Annotated in this window: 12 protein-coding genes and 1 tRNA gene; 3 read left to right on the top strand and 10 right to left on the bottom strand. The window is 66.6% G+C overall.

What is annotated here, in order from left to right; genetic code table 11:
• Positions 1 to 225 precede the first annotated feature (225 nt).
• The gene (locus tag CCONF_RS01755; protein WP_290226187.1) at positions 226 to 2,232 is read left to right on the top strand and encodes a M3 family metallopeptidase; all 2,007 of its coding nucleotides are present in this window, start codon (positions 226 to 228) and stop codon (positions 2,230 to 2,232) included.
• Positions 2,233 to 2,303: 71 nt separating this feature from the next.
• On the opposite strand, the gene CCONF_RS01750 is transcribed toward CCONF_RS01755, so the two are convergent.
• Together CCONF_RS01750 and CCONF_RS01745 are read right to left on the bottom strand one after the other, a co-directional pair.
• Positions 2,304 to 2,388 (bottom strand) — tRNA-Tyr (locus CCONF_RS01750).
• Positions 2,389 to 2,486: 98 nt separating this feature from the next.
• Positions 2,487 to 3,503 (bottom strand): polyprenyl synthetase family protein, encoded by a 1,017-nt coding sequence (locus tag CCONF_RS01745; protein WP_290224611.1) that lies wholly within the window; start codon positions 3,501 to 3,503, stop codon positions 2,487 to 2,489.
• A gap of 115 nt (positions 3,504 to 3,618) precedes the next feature.
• Here CCONF_RS01745 and CCONF_RS01740 point away from each other — a divergent pair, with 115 nt between their 5' ends.
• Positions 3,619 to 4,881, top strand: coding sequence for a geranylgeranyl reductase family protein (locus CCONF_RS01740; protein ID WP_290224609.1), 1,263 nt, complete (start codon positions 3,619 to 3,621; stop codon positions 4,879 to 4,881).
• A 4-nt stretch (positions 4,882 to 4,885) separates the two neighbouring features.
• Here the strand turns inward: CCONF_RS01740 and CCONF_RS01735 are convergent, their stop codons facing one another.
• From CCONF_RS01735 to CCONF_RS01705, 7 genes are all read right to left on the bottom strand, one after another.
• A complete protein-coding gene (locus tag CCONF_RS01735; RefSeq protein ID WP_290224606.1) occupies positions 4,886 to 5,578 on the bottom strand; it encodes a demethylmenaquinone methyltransferase in 693 nt (230 codons plus the stop codon).
• Positions 5,579 to 5,589: 11 nt separating this feature from the next.
• A complete protein-coding gene (locus tag CCONF_RS01730; RefSeq protein WP_290224605.1) occupies positions 5,590 to 6,789 on the bottom strand; it encodes a glycosyltransferase family 4 protein in 1,200 nt (399 codons plus the stop codon).
• Positions 6,790 to 6,845: 56 nt separating this feature from the next.
• Positions 6,846 to 7,289 (bottom strand): DUF3592 domain-containing protein, encoded by a 444-nt coding sequence (locus CCONF_RS01725; protein WP_290224603.1) that lies wholly within the window; start codon positions 7,287 to 7,289, stop codon positions 6,846 to 6,848.
• A 13-nt stretch (positions 7,290 to 7,302) separates the two neighbouring features.
• Positions 7,303 to 8,964, bottom strand: coding sequence for a 2-succinyl-5-enolpyruvyl-6-hydroxy-3-cyclohexene-1-carboxylic-acid synthase (gene menD / locus CCONF_RS01720; protein WP_290224601.1), 1,662 nt, complete (start codon positions 8,962 to 8,964; stop codon positions 7,303 to 7,305).
• 21 nt (positions 8,965 to 8,985) lie between these two features.
• Positions 8,986 to 9,606, bottom strand: coding sequence for a hypothetical protein (locus tag CCONF_RS01715; protein ID WP_290224598.1), 621 nt, complete (start codon positions 9,604 to 9,606; stop codon positions 8,986 to 8,988).
• A gap of 63 nt (positions 9,607 to 9,669) precedes the next feature.
• Positions 9,670 to 12,084: an ATP-binding cassette domain-containing protein gene (locus CCONF_RS01710; RefSeq protein ID WP_290224596.1), complete on the bottom strand. Its 2,415-nt coding sequence runs from the start codon at positions 12,082 to 12,084 to the stop codon at positions 9,670 to 9,672.
• Between the two features lie 57 nt (positions 12,085 to 12,141).
• A complete protein-coding gene (locus tag CCONF_RS01705) occupies positions 12,142 to 13,167 on the bottom strand; it encodes an o-succinylbenzoate synthase (protein ID WP_290224594.1) in 1,026 nt (341 codons plus the stop codon).
• A 1,182-nt stretch (positions 13,168 to 14,349) separates the two neighbouring features.
• On the opposite strand from CCONF_RS01705, the gene CCONF_RS01700 reads away from it, so the two are divergent.
• Entirely contained in the window at positions 14,350 to 15,318 is a 969-nt protein-coding gene (locus CCONF_RS01700) for a 1,4-dihydroxy-2-naphthoyl-CoA synthase (RefSeq protein WP_290224592.1), read from the top strand.
• Between the two features lie 31 nt (positions 15,319 to 15,349).
• On the opposite strand, the gene CCONF_RS01695 is transcribed toward CCONF_RS01700, so the two are convergent.
• The gene (locus tag CCONF_RS01695; protein ID WP_290224590.1) at positions 15,350 to 16,387 is read right to left on the bottom strand and encodes an ABC transporter substrate-binding protein; all 1,038 of its coding nucleotides are present in this window, start codon (positions 16,385 to 16,387) and stop codon (positions 15,350 to 15,352) included.
• Positions 16,388 to 16,523: the final 136 nt, after the last annotated feature.

Here is a 16,523-nt window from a genome sequence, read left to right as displayed (position 1 = left end):
TTTGATGCAATTTAGTGCCCCTGCCCTAGTGCCAGGCGTAGCGTGGTGGCCTTGCCGTTGCGACTGCAGCGCCGGCCTCCGTGGCCGGCGCCCGAAAGCTGCTAGCCGCCCGCTCCGCCGCCGTAGAAAGGAAAGATTGTGTCTCACCAACCTTCTCGCCCAGCCGATTCTGATTCCGCGGCCCAGGCGCGAACCGCAGATCCCGCGGAGCTAGCCGCCAACCCGCTGCTTGACCCCTCGACGCTGGATTACCAGCTGCCAGATTTCGCCGCGATTTCTTTTGCGCACGTGCGCCCGGCCTTCGACGAGGCGCTGCGCCGGCACGACGCGGAAGTGGCCGCTATCGCCGCGGCGGAGCCCAGCTGGGAGAACACGGTCGAAGCGCTGGAGCGCTCCGGCCGCGACATCGAGCGCGTCATGAGCTACTTCGCCAACCTGCTGGGCACCGACTCCACGCCGGAGATGCAGGAGCTGGCCGGCGAGCTTTTCCCGGAGCTCTCGGCCCACTTCGACGCCGTCTACCAGAACGAGGATCTCTACGCCCGGCTTAAGGCGGTCACCGCGCCGGAGGATCCCGAGTCCCAGCGCTTGCTGGACTACCTCCTGCGGTCTTTCGCCCGCCGCGGCGCGGACCTGGACGCCGCCGGCAAGGAGGAGCTGACGCGCCTGAACCAGCGCCTGTCCGCGCTGTCGGAGGAATTCGGCCGTCATCTGCTGGACGACACCAAGCGCCTGGCCGTGGGCTTCGACAGCGCCGAGGAGCTGCGCGGCCTGCCGGAAGAACGCGTCGCCGCGGCCCGGGACTACGCCGCCCAGGCGGGCCGGACCGGCTTCGTACTGCCGCTGGAGCTGCCCACCCAGCAGGCCGAGCAGGCGCGCCTGGAGGATCCGGCTTCCCGGTTAAAGCTCTGGGAGGCCTCCCAGCAGCGCGGCGCCGAATCCAACGGCGCGGTGCTGACCGAGATGGTGCGGCTGCGCGCCCGGCGCGCGGAGCTTTTGGGCTATGCCACGCACGCGGACTATGTCATCGCGGAGGAGACCGCGGGTACTGCGGACGCGGCCCGGCAGCTGCTGGCGGACCTGGCGCCGGCGGCCGCGGCCAACGCCGCCGCCGAGGGCAAGCTGTTGAGTGAGGAAGCCGGCTTCCACGACGCGGACTTCGGCCCGGCGGACTGGCCCTTCTGGCAGTCCCGGGTGCGCGAGCGCGACTACGCCCTCGACGAGGAGGAGCTGCGCAAATACTTCCCGCTCGACCGGGTCTTAAGCAACGGGGTTTTCCAGGCCGCGCACATGCTCTACGGCGTGACGGTCCACCCGCGCCCAGACTTAGGCGGCTACGCCCCGGACGTAGACGTCTGGGAGGTCGTGGATGCCGACGGCACCGGCCTGGGCCTGCTGCTGACGGACTACTTCACCCGCCCCTCCAAGCGCGGCGGGGCCTGGATGAGCACGTTTGTGGAGCAGTCCCGCCTGCTGGGCACCCGCCCGGTGGTGGTCAACGTGATGAACCTATCTAAGCCGCCGGCAGGCCAGCCGGTGCTACTGAGCCAGGACGAGCTACACACCGTCTTCCACGAGTTCGGCCACGCCCTCCACGGCCTGCTCTCCGACGTGCGCTACCCGACCTTCTCCGGCACGAACGTGCCGCGGAACTGGGTCGAATTCCCCAGCCAGATCAATGAAAACTGGGCGCTGGATCCCCGCCTGGTGAAGGCCTATGCCTTCCACGTGGACACCGGCGAGCCCATCCCCGACAAGACCCTGGAGGCGCTGGGCCGCGCCCGCGAGTTCGGCCAGGGCTTCGCCACGGTGGAATACCTCGCCGCGGCCGTCATCGACCTGGCCTGGCACAGCCTGCCGGCCGCCGAGGCTGAGAAGCTGGTCACCACGCCGGAGGCCATCGCCGACTTCGAGCAGGAGGCCCTGGCGAAGGTGGGCCTGGGCGAGACCGGGATCGCCCCGCGCTACCGCTCGACGTATTTCAACCACATCTTCGCCGGCGGCTACTCCGCGGGCTACTACTCCTACCTGTGGGCAGAGGCCCTCGACGCCGACGGCTTCGAGCTCTTCCGCGACGCAGAGTCGCTGCGGGCAGCCGGGCAGGCCTTCCGTGAGCAAATCCTGTCCGCGGGCGCCTCCCGCGATTTCACCGACGCCTTCCGCCAGTGGCGCGGCCACGACAAGGACATCCGCCCGCTGCTTGAGCGCCGCGGGCTGGCCGGCTCCCGCTAGGAAAGAACTCGTCCCGGCCCCGCGGGTACAACAACAGCTCCCCTTCACTCTTCGTGAAGGGGAGCTGTTGTTGGTGCCAGGTAGAAGATTCGAACTTCTGAAGGCAATGCCGGCGGATTTACAGTCCGCTCCCTTTGGCCGCTCGGGCAACCTGGCGTGCACCTTGGTGCGAGTAGTTACTCTACTACGAAACCCCCTGCCCGACACAAATCGGCAGGCAAGGGGGCTATCGCAACGAGTTTTTCGGGCAGGGCTTAGCCCACGCGCTTGACGGTGTAGCTGGCCAGCTGCCGCAGCGCTGTGGTGGCGGAGTTGTCCGGCAGGCGGTCCAGTTCGGTATCCACCTGGTCCAGGTAGTAGCGCACGTCGTCCAGGGCCTTCTCCCGGCCGGCGGACTGGCGCAGCAGGTCGATGGCGCGCTCGACCGTGGCGTCGTCCTCCAGCGGGCCGGTCAGCAGCTCGCGCAGCTGCTCGCCCGCGGGGCTGTCTTCCTCCAGGGCGTAGAGCACCGGCAGGGTGAACACACCCTCGCGCAGGTCGGTGCCCGGAGTCTTCCCGGACTCCTCCGGGGCAGAGAAGATGTCGATGATGTCGTCGACTATCTGGAAGATCATGCCGACGGCGCTGCCGATGCGCTTGAGCGCCTGCGCGTGCTCTGGGGCGGCGCCGGAGTGGTAGGCACCCAGGTAGCCGGCGGAGGCGATGAGCACCGCGGTCTTTTCCTCGATGACGGCGCGGTAGTGCTCGATGGCGTTCGCCTCGCCTGCCCCGATGGTCTCGCGCATCTGCCCGGTGACCAGGATCTGGAAGGTCTCGGCGAAGTGCTCAACGGTGTGGGTATCCAGCTGGCTCATCAGGCGGGAGGCGTGCGCCAGCAGGGCGTCGCCGGCCAGGATGGCCACGGAGTTGCCCCAGCGGGAGTTGGCGGATTCCACGCCGCGGCGGCGCTCGGCCTCGTCCATGACGTCGTCGTGGTAGAGGGTGGCCACGTGCACCATCTCCACGGAGGTGGCGGCCTTGACCACCCGGGCGGAGCCGGGCTCGGGGCCGTATTCGCTGGCTAGCAAAGCCATGACGGGGCGGAAGCGCTTGCCGCCGGCTGCCGCGAGGTAGAGAGCCTTTTCGTGGACGAAATCCTCTCCCTGAGTAATCTCAGTGCGCAGCAATTCTTCGACGGCTGCCACGCCTGCCCCCACGCGCTGGTTCAGCTGGGGGTCTCCCAAGTCCACGGACTGCGAGGAGCCGTGAAACGATGTCGGGCCGTTGGTCATGGAGGCGATCCTTGGGGTCGATACTCTAATCTAACTCCCTCAACCGTAGTCCAATACTGGTTTTTAGACATACTCGAGGGGTCGGCGGGCAAGCGCGCATGCGACAATAGGAGGCATGTCGGCACAGACTCAGCACATCCCCGCATCTTCCCCACTCACTTGCGACGTGGCGGTCATCGGCGCCGGGCCGGCCGGTTCGGCCGCCGCCATCCACGCCTCCCGCGCCGACTACGAGGTGCTGCTTGTCGATGCCGCCCCCTTCCCCCGCGACAAGACCTGCGGCGACGGGCTCACTCCGCGGGCCATGCACCAGCTGGACCAGCTGGGCATCACGGTCAACCCGGGCTACCGCAACCGAGGGCTGAAGCTGCACGGCTACGGCGGGCACGTCACCGCCTCTTGGCCGAGCACGTACCCGTGCGCGGAAGGCTCCGCCCTGCCGCGCCACGACTTCGACAACCTGGTCTTCGAAGCCGCCGTCGCCGCAGGCGCCACTCCCCTGCTCGGCGCGCCGGCCACCAATCCGCAGGTGGCCGGCAACCGCGTGGAGTCTTTCCAGGTGGGCGAGCAGACGGTGCGCCCGCGCTGGGTCATCGTGGCCGACGGGGTGCGCTCCACTTTCGGCAAGCAGCTGGGCCGGACCTGGCACCGCGGGGAGGTCTACGGGATCGCCGCGCGCTCTTACTGCGACAGCCCGTTTGCGGACGAGCCCTGGATGCACTCCCACGTGGAGCTCAAGGACAACGACGGCACCGTCCAGCCCGGCTACGGCTGGATTTTCCCGCTGGGGGCCGAATCCGGCCAGGTCAACCTGGGCTGCGGGGCGCTGTCCACGGACAAGCGCCCGGCCAAGATCAACACCAAGAAGCTGCTGGAGCACTACGCCGAGCAGCAGCGCGCCGACTGGCAGCTGGGCCCCACCCAGGCGGTGGCCTCGGCCCTGCTGCCCATGGGCGGGGCGGTTTCCCACGTGGCGGGCGACAACTGGATGCTCATCGGGGACGCGGCCGCCTGCGTGAACCCGCTCAACGGCGAGGGCATCGACTACGGGCTGGAAACCGCCCGGAGCGCGGTGGAGATGCTGGGCCCGAAGGACTTCACCCTGGCCTGGCCGGACCGTTTGCGCGCGGATTACGGCGAGGCCTTCGTGCTGGCGCGGACCGCCGCCCGCCTTCTGACCTACCCGCAGTTCCTGCCCGTGGTCGGACCGGTGGGCCTGCGCGGGCCGGTGGGCCGGGCCCTCATGCCGGCGGCCGCGCGCCTGATGGGCAACCTGGTCACCGAGCAGGACCGCGATCTCATCGCCCGCGCCTGGCGGCTAGCCGGCCACACCGTTTCCAGCGCCCGGCGCGGCTCCCCGCTCTGGGACGCGGCTTAAAGAGCTATTCCTCCGGCTTGGTGGCCGAGTGCAACGCCACGATGCCGAGCGTGAGGTTCTGCCAGCCGGCGTTAGACCAGCCGTTGGAGTTGATGGCTTGGACCAGCTCCTCCTGGTCCGGCCAGGCGCGGATGGATTCTGCCAGGTAGATATAGGCCTCCGGGTTGGAGGAGACCACGCGGGCGATGGGCGGCAGCAGGCGGGTCAGGTACTCCTTGTAGACCGTGCCGAAGACCGGCACCACGGGCTTGGAGAACTCCGCGACCGCCAGGCGCCCGCCGGGCTTGGTCACGCGCGCCATCTCCCGCAGGCCCAGCTCGAAGTCGTGGATGTTGCGCAGGCCGTAGGAGATGGTCACCGCGTCGAAGGTGTTGTCCGCGAACGGCAGCTGCATGCCGTCGCCGGCCACCTTGGGCACGTTGCGGTCGCGGCCGGCGGCCAGCATGCCGCGGGAGAAGTCGCACGCCACGCACCAGGCGCCGGACTTGGACAGCTCCACGGTGGACACCGCGGTGCCGGCGGCCAGGTCGAGGACCTTCTCGCCCGGCTGCAGGTTGAGGCGCTCGCGGGTGCGCTTACGCCAACCGGCGTCCTGCCCGAAGGACAGGACCGTGTTGGTCAGATCGTATTTCTCCCCGACCGCGTCAAACATGTGCGCGACGTCGAAGGGTTCCTTGTCCAGATTTGCCTTAGCCACGGCTGTCTAGTCTAGGCCACTCGGGCGCCGAGGGCGCGCGCGGCCCAACGCGGCAGCTCCGGGCGCTGCCCCAGGATGGTCAGCGGCACCCGACGGGTCTCCTCCAGCACCTCGGCGTAGTAGCCCATGAGCTGTTCGCACAGCCCTTCCCAGGTCTTGGTGCGGATGGATTCCCGGGCATTGGCGCACAGCTCCGCGTGGATCTCCGGGTTGAGCAGGGCCTCGACCGCGCGCGGCAGGTCCTCGATGAAGGTGTCGACGTCCAGCAGGAGGCCGTTGTAGCCCTCGTCGATGAGGTCGACCGGGCCGCCCGCGCGCGGGCCGATGGTCGGCACGCCGGAGGCCTGGGCCTCCTGGATGGACTGGCAAAAGGTCTCGAACTCGCCGGCGTGGACGAACAGGTCGAGGCTCGCGTACGCGCGCGCCAGCTCCTCGCCCTTCAGGGCGCCGGTGAAGACCGCGGTGGACAGCTGGGCCTCCAGCAGGGGGCGTTCCGGGCCATCGCCCACGATGACCAGCTGGATATCGTCCCGGTCGTTGAGCGCGCTGAGCCGGTGCACGCCCTTTTCGGCGGCCAGGCGGCCCACGAAGCCGACGATGTTCTTCTTGCCGCTGGCATCCCAGCTGCGGCGCAGCTTCTCATCCCGCTTGGAGGGGTGGAACAGCTCCGCGTCCACGCCGCGGCCCCAGCGGCGGACGTTGCGCACGTTGTGCTTTTGCAGGTCCTCGATGGTGGGCGTGGACGGCGCCAGGGTCATCTGGCAGGAGTTGTGGATGATCCGCAGCCACTCCCACACGCCGTGCGCCAGAGCGGAGGCGTGGTACTTGGTGGCAAAGCCTGCCACGTCGGTCTGGTAGAGCGCCACGGCCGGGATGCGCAGCTGCCGGGCGGAAAACGCCCCGGCCGCGCCCAGGACGAAGGGGCTGGCTAGGTGGATGATGTCCGGCTGGAACTCGCGCAGGCTGCCGAGCACCTCCGTGGTCGGTACACCGACGGGCAGGGAGTCCACCAGCGGCACCCGCACGGTGGGCACGCGGCGAATGCGGAAACCCAAGTAGTCTGCGATTTCTTCCTGGCCGTCCCGCGCGCCCGGCGCGACCACCAGGGCCTCGTGCCCGTTGGCGTGCAGGTGCTCGAGCACGCGCAGGACCGAGTTGGTCACGCCGTTGACGTTCGGGAGGAAAGATTCCGCAACTATGGCTACTCGCATACGCTCATCCTTGTTCATCAAACTCAACCGCTGGTGGCCCGGGCGCGAACTTGAGGTTAATTTTTATTAACACTCCGGGTTGCCCGGTTTAACAACCACCACAATACGGCAGCCGCCGCCGTGGACACGGCCCACACGGACAGCGCCGGGATGACCGCCAGGGTCCACTCGCGGCCCTCCACCTTGACCAGTTCCGGGTCGGCGGTGGAATAGGACACCCACACGCGCTGCCCCTCGCCCAGCCCGGAAGGGTAGAGCAACCCGGTCTCCGGGGAGTGGTAGAGACCGGATTCGTCCTGGAAGTCGACGGTGGTGCGCAGCCAGTCGATGTCCGTGACGGTCGCCAGGGCCCGCCCCGGGTTCTGGTTGATCTCCCGGTCGTTGAGCCAGGGGCCTATCACCAGCGCGATCGAGGCGACGATCATCACGGCGTAGGCGCCTAAGATGAGCTGGCGGCCGCGTCGGCGCAGGATGGCGGGACGGTGACGTCTCTGCTGCATGGGGTGGGTCTACCTATTCGCCGGCGTGGGAACGGATGGCCGCGTTCAGGCCGCGGCGGGTTTCCCGGGTCGTGCGGGCCTCGACCACGGTCACGCCGGCGGAGTATTCCTTCAGCTCCGCCAGCACGTCGAGGAGCTCCTGCGGGGTCTCGGCGCGGCGGTAGTCGGCGCCATAACCGTGGACCAGGGACTCGATGTCCGCCTCGTGCGGGGTGCCGAAGGCCTGCTCGAAGGAGCCGCGCAGCCCCTCCCGGCCGACCTCCAGGGTCTCGAAGATACCGCCGCCGCCGTCGTTGGCCACCACGATGGTGAGGTTCTCCGGGCGCGGGTTATCCGGCCCGATGAGCAGCGAGGAGGCGTCGTGGAGGAAGGTGACGTCTCCCAGAAGCGCCACGGTGCGCGGGGCCCGCGGCAGGTCCGCGTGCAGAGACTGGCCGGCCAGCGCGATGCCGACGGCCTGGGCCACGGTGCCGTCGATGCCGGCGACCCCGCGCTGGGAATAGGTCTCCACCCCGTCAAAGGGCAGCCCCACCAGGGAGGCGTCCCGCACCGGGTTGGAAGCGCCCACCACGAAGTAGTCGCCCACCGCCAGGGTGTCGGCGACCGCGGCGGCCGCGTGCAGGCCAGTGAAGCCGTAGTCCTCGTTCTCCAGCGCGGAGCGCACCGCCTCGGCGCCGACCTCGGCCGCGCCCTGGCAGATGCGGTACCACTCGCGGCTGACCTCGCCGGTGACCTTCACGCGGGTGCCGCGGCGGGCGCGCTCCCCGCGCGGGTTGGTGAAGTCTGCGGTGCGCGAGAGGGTGACCAGCTCGATATCCGGATCATTGATAAGCGCCAGCACCGCGCGGTGCAGGGTCGGGTGTCCGACCACGATGACCTGCTCGACCTTCGTGTTGACCACGTAGTCGTTCGCGCTGACCTGGGCCCGGCGGAAGATGTGCGCCGCCGTCGGGTGCACCGGGTGGTACGGCGCCGGGGCGCTGGGCTCGGCGATGGTGGGCACGTCTTCTAGGCCCTCCACGGCCCAGGCCTCGTCGCCGGCGATGACCAGGGTGTTGCGGCTCAAGTCGATCTCCACCTCGCCGTGGTCGACCCAGCCCGCGCTCGATGCCCGCGGCGCGCTCGCCGGGGCAGCGCCCGGCTCCGGCAGCTGCTCGCCGACCAGCGGGTTGTCCAGCGCGACATTGATGTGAATCTGCTGGTCGCGGGCGAAGCGCTCGCCGATGTTGGCGGCGTCTTCGACCGTGGTGACCTGGGTGGTCTCGGCGTAGCGACCGAAAATCCCCTGCTGTTCGATGGTCTGGGAGGCACCCGTGCCGACTAGGCGCGCGGGGCGATCGGCCGAAATCACGGCCAGTGGCAGGTGCGCGTAGGAGGCTTCGATCATCGCCGGCAGCGTGTGCGCCACCGCGGTGCCAGAGGTCATCACGACCCCGACCGCGCGGCGCTGGATCCGCGCCATGCCCAGCGCCAGGAAGGCGGCGGCGCGCTCGTCCAGGCGGGTGTGGACGCGGATGCCCGGCTGGGCAATCAGCGCCAGCGACAGCGGCGCGTTGCGGGAGCCCGGGCAGATGACCACGTCGGTGAGGTGTTTAGCTAGTTCGCTTGCGACTGCCCGCGCCAACTCGGTGGCGTCGGTCGCGCGGGCGGGGGAATTGTCTTGCGTGCCAGTCATAGTGGCTAAGTCTAGCTGCCTCTACTGGTTTTCCAGTGCTCCGCCTTCGCCGAAGAGATCCTGCAGCCAGCCCTCGACATCCATGTCTTCGGTGTTCTCTGGCAACAGCTCATCCGGCACCTCCGACGGGATCAGATCCCGGCCGCGGTCTCGGAGGCTCTCGCCCTCGCCGGAGCTATCCGTGGTGGTCTCGGTTTCGGTGACGGTGGTCGGTGACTGCGTGGTGTGGGTGACCGTCTCGGTCACCGGCTCCGGCGCGGGCTTGTCCGCCTCGCTGGCGGCGTTGCGCCACAGGAAGAACAGCGCTCCGGCGGCCACCAGCGCCAGGACGGCCAGGGCACCCAGGACCCCGGCCAGGCCCGAGCCGGACTTCTTCTCCCGCGGCGGCTCGTAGTCGCTCACCGGCTGCTGGTAATTGCCCTGGTGGTTATCTTGGTAGCCACCCTGGTAGTTGTCCTGGTGGTAGCCGGCCTGGTACTGCTGCGTCTGGGGCTGGTTCGGGTCGTATTCGCCCGGGAAGTACTGACGCGGGCGCTCTTGGCCGCCCTGCGGCTGTTGGTCCTGCGGCCGCTGGTTGCCACTGTTGGGGACGCGGCCGATATAGCGCGTCTCGTCGTCGGAATTATCGTAACGATTAGGCATAACTCCCATTAGTACCGGATCGGGGCGTGCCGAGTACAGCCCCGCCCCGGCGGGCAGCAGCGTTTACACGGCCGCGCGCAGGGCCTTTCCCGTGGGAGTATCCAGCTGCGCCAGCTCCGCCGATGTCGCGTCCGCGACGATCTGCCCGCCCTGGCTGCCCGCGCCCGGGCCCATCTCCACGACGCGGTCGGCCTGGGCGATAAAGGACAGGTCGTGCTCCACCACCACGACGCTGTTGCCGGCGTCTACGAGGCGGTTGAGCTCGGCGCCCAGCAGTGCGGCGTCCTGCGGGTGCAGGCCCGTGGTGGGCTCGTCCAGCAGGTACATGGTGTGGCCGCGGCGCGAGTTGCGGGAGCGCTGCAGCTCGGTGGCCAGCTTGATGCGCTGGGCCTCGCCGCCGGACAGCTCCGGCGCGCCCTGCCCCAGCTGCAGGTAGCCCAGCCCGACGGCCTGGAGGGTCTCGATGGCACGCGCCACCTTGGCCTCGGCCTTATCATCAGCGTCGAAGACCTCGCTGGCCTGGTCCACAGTCAGGGCCAGGATGTCGGCGATGGCGTAGCCGCGCCAGGTCGCCTCCAGGGTCTTAGCGTTGTAGCGGGCCCCGCCGCAGTCCGGGCAGGTGGTATAAGCGCCGGGAAGGAAGACCAGCTCGACCTCGATCTTGCCCGCGCCCTGGCAGGTCGGGCACTGGCCTTGCTTGGTGTTGTAGGAAAAGCGGCTGACCGTCCACTTGCGCTCGCGGGCGTAGTCGGTGCCGGCAAAAAGCTTGCGGACCGCGTCGAAGAGGCCGGTGTAGGTGGCCAGGGTGGAGCGCGGCGTGCGGCCGATGGGCTTCTGGGTAATCTGCACCACGCGTTTGAGCTGGTCGAGCCCGTCAACGGAGTCGATGGACCACCCGCCGGCTTCTTCGGTGTCCGTCACCGCGGTGAGTTCCTCGCGCAACTTGCCGGCCAGAACGGTGCTGACCAGCGTGGACTTGCCCGAGCCCGACACCCCGGCGACCACGGTGAACTGGCCCAGGCCGATGTTCAAGGTGAGGTCGTCCATGTTGCGGGCCTGGACGCCGCGCAGCTCCAGCTGGCCGGTGGCCTCGCGCGGGGCGTTCTTCGGCTCACGCTTCCGGTGGCGCAGCGCCCGCGCGGTCGGCGAGTCGGTCTGGTCCATGATTTCGTCCACAGGGCCGGAGAAGACAATCTCCCCGCCGCCGCTGCCGGCCTGCGGCCCGACGTCGACTATCCAGTCGGCCTGGGCCACCAGGTTCATGTCGTGCTCGACCAGCAGGACGCTGTTTCCCTCCGCGAGGAAGCGCTGGCACATCTGCGCCACCGCGGCGCGCTCCTGCGGGTGCAGGCCCGCCGAGGGCTCGTCGAGCACGTAGGCCACGCCGAAGAGCCCGGCGCGTAGCTGCCCGGCCAGGCGCAGGCGCTGCAGCTCACCGGCCGACAGCGTGGTGGTGGGCCTATCCAGGCTGAGGTGGCCCAGCCCCAGTTCCACCGCGGAGGCCAGCGTCGGCACCAGCTGCTTGAGCAGCAGGTCCTCGGCCGAGTTTTCTTCCGGAGCACGCTCGCTCAGCTCGGCGTGCAGCTGGTCGAGCGGCAACGCGTTGGTGACATCGATGGGCCGGCCCGCGTAGGTGACCTCGAGTGCCCGCGGGTTCAGCCGGCGGCCGTGGCAGGTGGGGCAGCTGCGCGATTCCATGAAGGACAGGGTGCGCCGGCGCAGGGTGTCCGACTCGGTCTCGGCCAGGGTCTTGTTCAGGTACCCGGCCACAGAGCGCCACGTGCCCTGGTAGTTGCGCTGGATTTGGTCGGCCCCGCGGTGTGGCTTGACCGTTACGACGGGCCGCTCGTCGGTGAAGAGGATCCACTGCCGGTCCTTTTCCGGCAGGTCCTGCCAGGGGCTGTCCAGGTCGAAGCCCAGTTCCTCCAGGATGTCGTGGAAATTCTTGCCGGCCCACGCCCCCGGCCAAGCGGCGATGGCGCCGTCTTCGATACTCAAGGTGGGATCCGGGACCATGGAGGCCTCCGTCGGGACGTGTTCGACGCCCTGGCCCTGGCAGGTCGGGCACATGCCCTCCGGGGTGTTCGGGGAAAAGGAATCGGAGTAGAGCCCCTCCGGGTTGTTACCGGCACGGGAGTACAACAGTCGCAGCGTATTCGCCATCGCGGAGACCGTCCCGACGGTGGAGCGCGCCCCGCCGCCGGAGGTCGATTGCTGCAGCGCCACCGTGGGCGGCAGGCCAGTGATGGACTCGACCTGCGGGTCCACGGCCGAGCCGATCAGCCGCCGGGCGAACGGCGCCACGGACTCCAAATACCGCCGCTGGCCCTCGCCGTGGATGGTGCCAAATGCCAGCGACGACTTACCCGAACCGGAGACCCCCGTGACCGCAACCAACCTGCCGCGTGGCAAGTCCACGTTGACGTGGCGCAGGTTGTGCAGGTGGGCGTCTCGGACCGAAATCATTCCTTCCGTCATGTAATCCAGCCTACGTCCAGAAAGCTAACGGCAGCGCGGCCCACCGCAAGTGCCCTATTAGTCTTCCTGGGCAGGCACGAACTCCCAGGCCTGGCGCAGGCGCTCGAACCACCAGTCGCGGCGGTCCGCCGGGGCGGCCAAGGCGGCCAGGCGGTCCGGCTCCGGGACGGTGGCGCCTACCTTGAGGTGCCCGTCGACGATTTCCCGGGGCGCGGTGACGTCCTCGAGGAACAACGAGCCGGTCGCCAGACCCGCTGCGGCCGGGGCGACGTCAATGTCCTCGTCATCAGCAATCTTGGGCAGCGCCGCCACGGCCGCCAGGCCCATGCTGATGCCGACGGAGGTATCCAGCGCGGAGGCCACCGTGATGTCCATGTGCCTAGCGCGCAGCTCGCTCGCGATGCTCAGCACGCGGCGCACGCCACCCAGCGGCGCGGGCTTCACGACGGCCACGTCCGCGGCCTTCAGCTCGGCCACACGGAACGGGTCTTCGACCTTGCGGATGGACTCATCCGCGGCCACGCGCACGAAGATGCCGCGGCGCATGAGCTGGTTGCGCACCTCGGCTAGTTCCTCCGCGGTCTGGCACGGCTGTTCCATGTAATCCAGCGGCATGAGGCGCTGCGCGGCCTCTACCGCCTGGTCCACGGTCCAGCCGCAGTTGGCATCCACGCGCAGCACCGGCGTGGCCCCCGTGGCCGCGACGTGTTCGCGCACGGCCGCCACGCGCGCGATGTCATCATCCAGAGTCTGTCCCTTTTCCGCCACCTTAATCTTGAAGGTGGTGCAACCCGGGTAGCGTTGCATGACCTCCGGGACCTGCTCCGCCGGCACCGCCGGGATCGTGCCGTTGACCTCAACCGTGTCCCGCAGGGGCACCGGGAAGCCCTGGTAGGCGGCCTCCAAGCCGGCCTGCAACCAGTGCGCGGATTCTTCCGGCCCGTATTCCAGGAAGGGAGCGAACTCACCCCAGCCCTTCGGCCCGTCAATGAGCAGCGCCTCCCGGCTCGTCACCCCACGGAACTTCACCGCCATGGGAAGCTGGACCACGTGAGCGCGGTCTAAAACATCATCAAGATTCATGTCCCCAGCCTACTGGGCAGTTACCGGAACTGAGACTCGGGGAGGCAACATGGCATTTACTTCTCAAATTGCAGCCATCGGATGCCCCAAGACTCAGAAACAGCCGGAAAAATTTAGGCAACATCCAAGTCAGGAGCCGTCTCGCTGGGTCCTCTGTACGAAAGACCTAATTAGCCTCATCAGGAACAACATAAGGAAAACCACTCCGCTAAATGCGGCCGCAGTAAACATTGCTTGTGCCTGTTCGAGGAGCCGAGTTGCTTCCTCTAATCCGGTTCCGGGGTGCAGATAAATGGAAGCATTATTCGTCGCATTAAATCCGATGGAAAATGCTACACAGGCAACCAGTAGCGCTCCTAGCTCAATAATCCGAGAGATAAACTTCATGCAACTAACCTATGTTATGGCATTGTTCACCACGGAACCTGCCTGCCACAAAGAAACGGGCACACTGCTAAGATCCCGCCTTCACATGAACGTTTCTGGGACCGTTATCGGACACAGCGCCGAAACCACAGCCCGCGTGATTCTGCCCCTTGAAGGTGCGGTGAATCTGCGCACCGCTACGATTCTGATAATCGACACGCCAGTTACAAATGGTGGAAGGGACTCGATACTGTGCGCCCTCCGACTTGATATAGTTGCCGGACCCAATAATCCTGTGCTGCAACTCTCCAGTAGCCACTCTAAAAGGCACACCGTTGAAAGTGAATCCAAACCCGTTGATGGGCTCATACCCAGAAGCACTCCGATCCTGAGTTTCCCCAGACGGACTATCGTCCACCTCCGGAATATAACCGTACGCAGCTGGGTCGGTACTCTGAGCTTGTCCCCCATCGATAACTTGATGCGGCCTCTCGCGCTCAACCGGGAAGCATCTGCCGCTTCCTCAGCACCAGCCATCCCTGCAGGCATCACCGCAACCATGACTGTTAAAACCATACTTCCTATAACTTTCTTTGACATGCCCCACACACCACTCCCCCATGCGATTCACAATCGCTTTAGCTTCCCCTTAACTTTGCGCTCTCGTTTACCCAGCAAGGCTGTGCTCATCACACCTAGAGAATCTGGAACTCCCTCGACCTACCTGAAGGAAAAATTCTTCACTTTCACCGAAGCTGGCTAAGACCGCGGGGCCGCACCCGTTCCACCTCACCGGGATTGGCTACAGTCGAGACCATGACTGAGCAAAGGAAATACAGCACGGACAACCCGTTCAAGGCGGAGCTGTGGGCGCCGGTTTCCGGCTTCGAGGACTTGACGGATGTGACCTACCACCGGCTGCGCGGGGATAGCCGGGCGGATGGGATTGTGCGCGTGGCGATTGACCGGCCGGAGGTGCGCAACGCTTTCCGACCACACACGGTGGATGAGCTGTACCGGGTGCTGGACCACGCGCGGCGCACACCCGATGTGGGCACGGTGCTGCTGACTGGTAACGGGCCTAGCCAGAAGGACGGCGGCTGGGCGTTTTGTTCCGGCGGCGACCAGCGCATTCGTGGTCGCTCCGGGTACCGCTACGCCACGGAGCACGCACACGATGACGCCACGGCGGACGAGTCCACGGTGGATACCGCGCGCGAGAAGGTCGAGGGCGGTCGCCTGCACATCCTGGAGGTCCAGCGCCTGATTCGGACCATGCCGAAGGTGGTTATCGCCGTGGTCAACGGCTGGGCGGCCGGCGGCGGGCACTCGTTGCACGTGGTCTGCGATATGACGGTGGCCAGCCGCCAGGAGGCGCGCTTCAAGCAGACTGACGCGGACGTCGGTTCCTTCGACGCCGGCTTTGGTTCCGCCTACCTGGCCAAGATGGTGGGCCAGAAGTATGCGCGCGAGATTTTCTTCCTGGGCCGGACCTACGACGCCCAGCGGATGTACGAGATGGGCGCGGTCAACGAGGTCGCCGATCACGGCGAGCTCGAGGACGCGGCGATCCAGATGGGCCGCGAAATCAACATGAAGTCCCCCACCGCGCAGCGCATGTTGAAGTTCGCGTTTAACCTCACCGATGACGGCCTGATGGGCCAGCAGGTCTTCGCCGGGGAGGCGACCCGCTTGGCCTACATGACCGATGAGGCGGTCGAGGGCAAGGAAGCCTTCCTCGAAAAGCGCGAGCCCAACTGGGACGACTTCCCCTATTACTATTAGACCAGTTGTACCTGGTTAATGTCTAAGCCAGTTAGTCGACGTCCAAGTAGTCGACTAGTTCATTGGCGATTTTCTCGGCTCCGGTGGGCCCCAACCCTAAGAACCAGAGATCATCACTGACGCGGAAGGCTCTACCGGCCTTGACAGCTGGCAGGTTCTTGAATTGCTCGGAATTCACGATGGTGGCTTCACCCGTGGCGGACGGATCGCCGTAACTGGAGTAGAAGATGTATTCGCCGTCAGCCTCAGAAATGGTTTCCGGCGATATCTCCGTAGCTAGCTCGTCGACGTCTTGGTTTTCCGGCCGAGCCAAGCCGGCATCGTGCAGGATCACGCCGATCAGCGACTTGTTGGCGTAGAGGCGGATTTTGTCCGGCATGAATCGCAGCATCGATACGGTGGTGTCCGCGGGCATCTTTTTCTTAACCTCGGCCAAGGTGTCCGCGTAGTCGTTGAGAATGCTCACGGCTTTTTCCTCCTCGCCCAGCGCATCACCTACGAGACGGAAATCCTCCTTCCAGGGAAACCCTGGGCGAATGGACAACACGGTCGGTGCGATATCCGATAGCTGGCCGTACAAGTCGTCGACGCGCAGTTGCGAACCGAGAATGAGATCGGGTTTCAGCTCCGCCACCTTTTCAACGTTGACTTCCTGGATGGTTCCCACCGAGGGCACGCCCTCCACGTGGTCGGCTAGGTAGTCCGGGACCGGATGTTGCCCCTTAGAAGTCACCATCCCCACCGGTTTAATACCCAGGGAAACTACGGAGTCGAGCTCCCCCATGTCTAGCACGACTACGCGCTGCGGTTTGTCCTTTATTTCCGTCTCACCGCTGGCGTGCTTGATGGTGCGCGGGAACTGGCCCGGTTCAGCATCGGTTCCCAACTTCGCGGTTTCCTCGTCCGCGGTTTCAAAGCGCTCACCGCTGTAGGCAACCTCCTGGTTTCCCTGACCATCTTTTGACTCACCGTTCTCAGCGGCGCTGCACCCAGTCAGCGTTAGCGCGAGTACGACGACAGTCGCCGCACCTGATAGGGAGTGTTTTTTACTCAATAAATGCTTTACCATGATGGCTAGCCTATACTAACGTGCGCTACTATTGCAGCAATATGACTCACAACAGCTCAACGGTGCCTGCTCAGAGCGCACCGAACGCCCTAGACCGTCGCGTTCCTTCCCAGCCGCTGACCGTTTTTATCGCTGC

This window comes from Corynebacterium confusum (assembly GCF_030408715.1).
Taxonomy (GTDB): domain Bacteria; phylum Actinomycetota; class Actinomycetes; order Mycobacteriales; family Mycobacteriaceae; genus Corynebacterium; species Corynebacterium confusum.
Note: the sequence above shows the minus strand (reverse complement) of the source record. Positions and strands in the feature narration are given on the sequence as shown.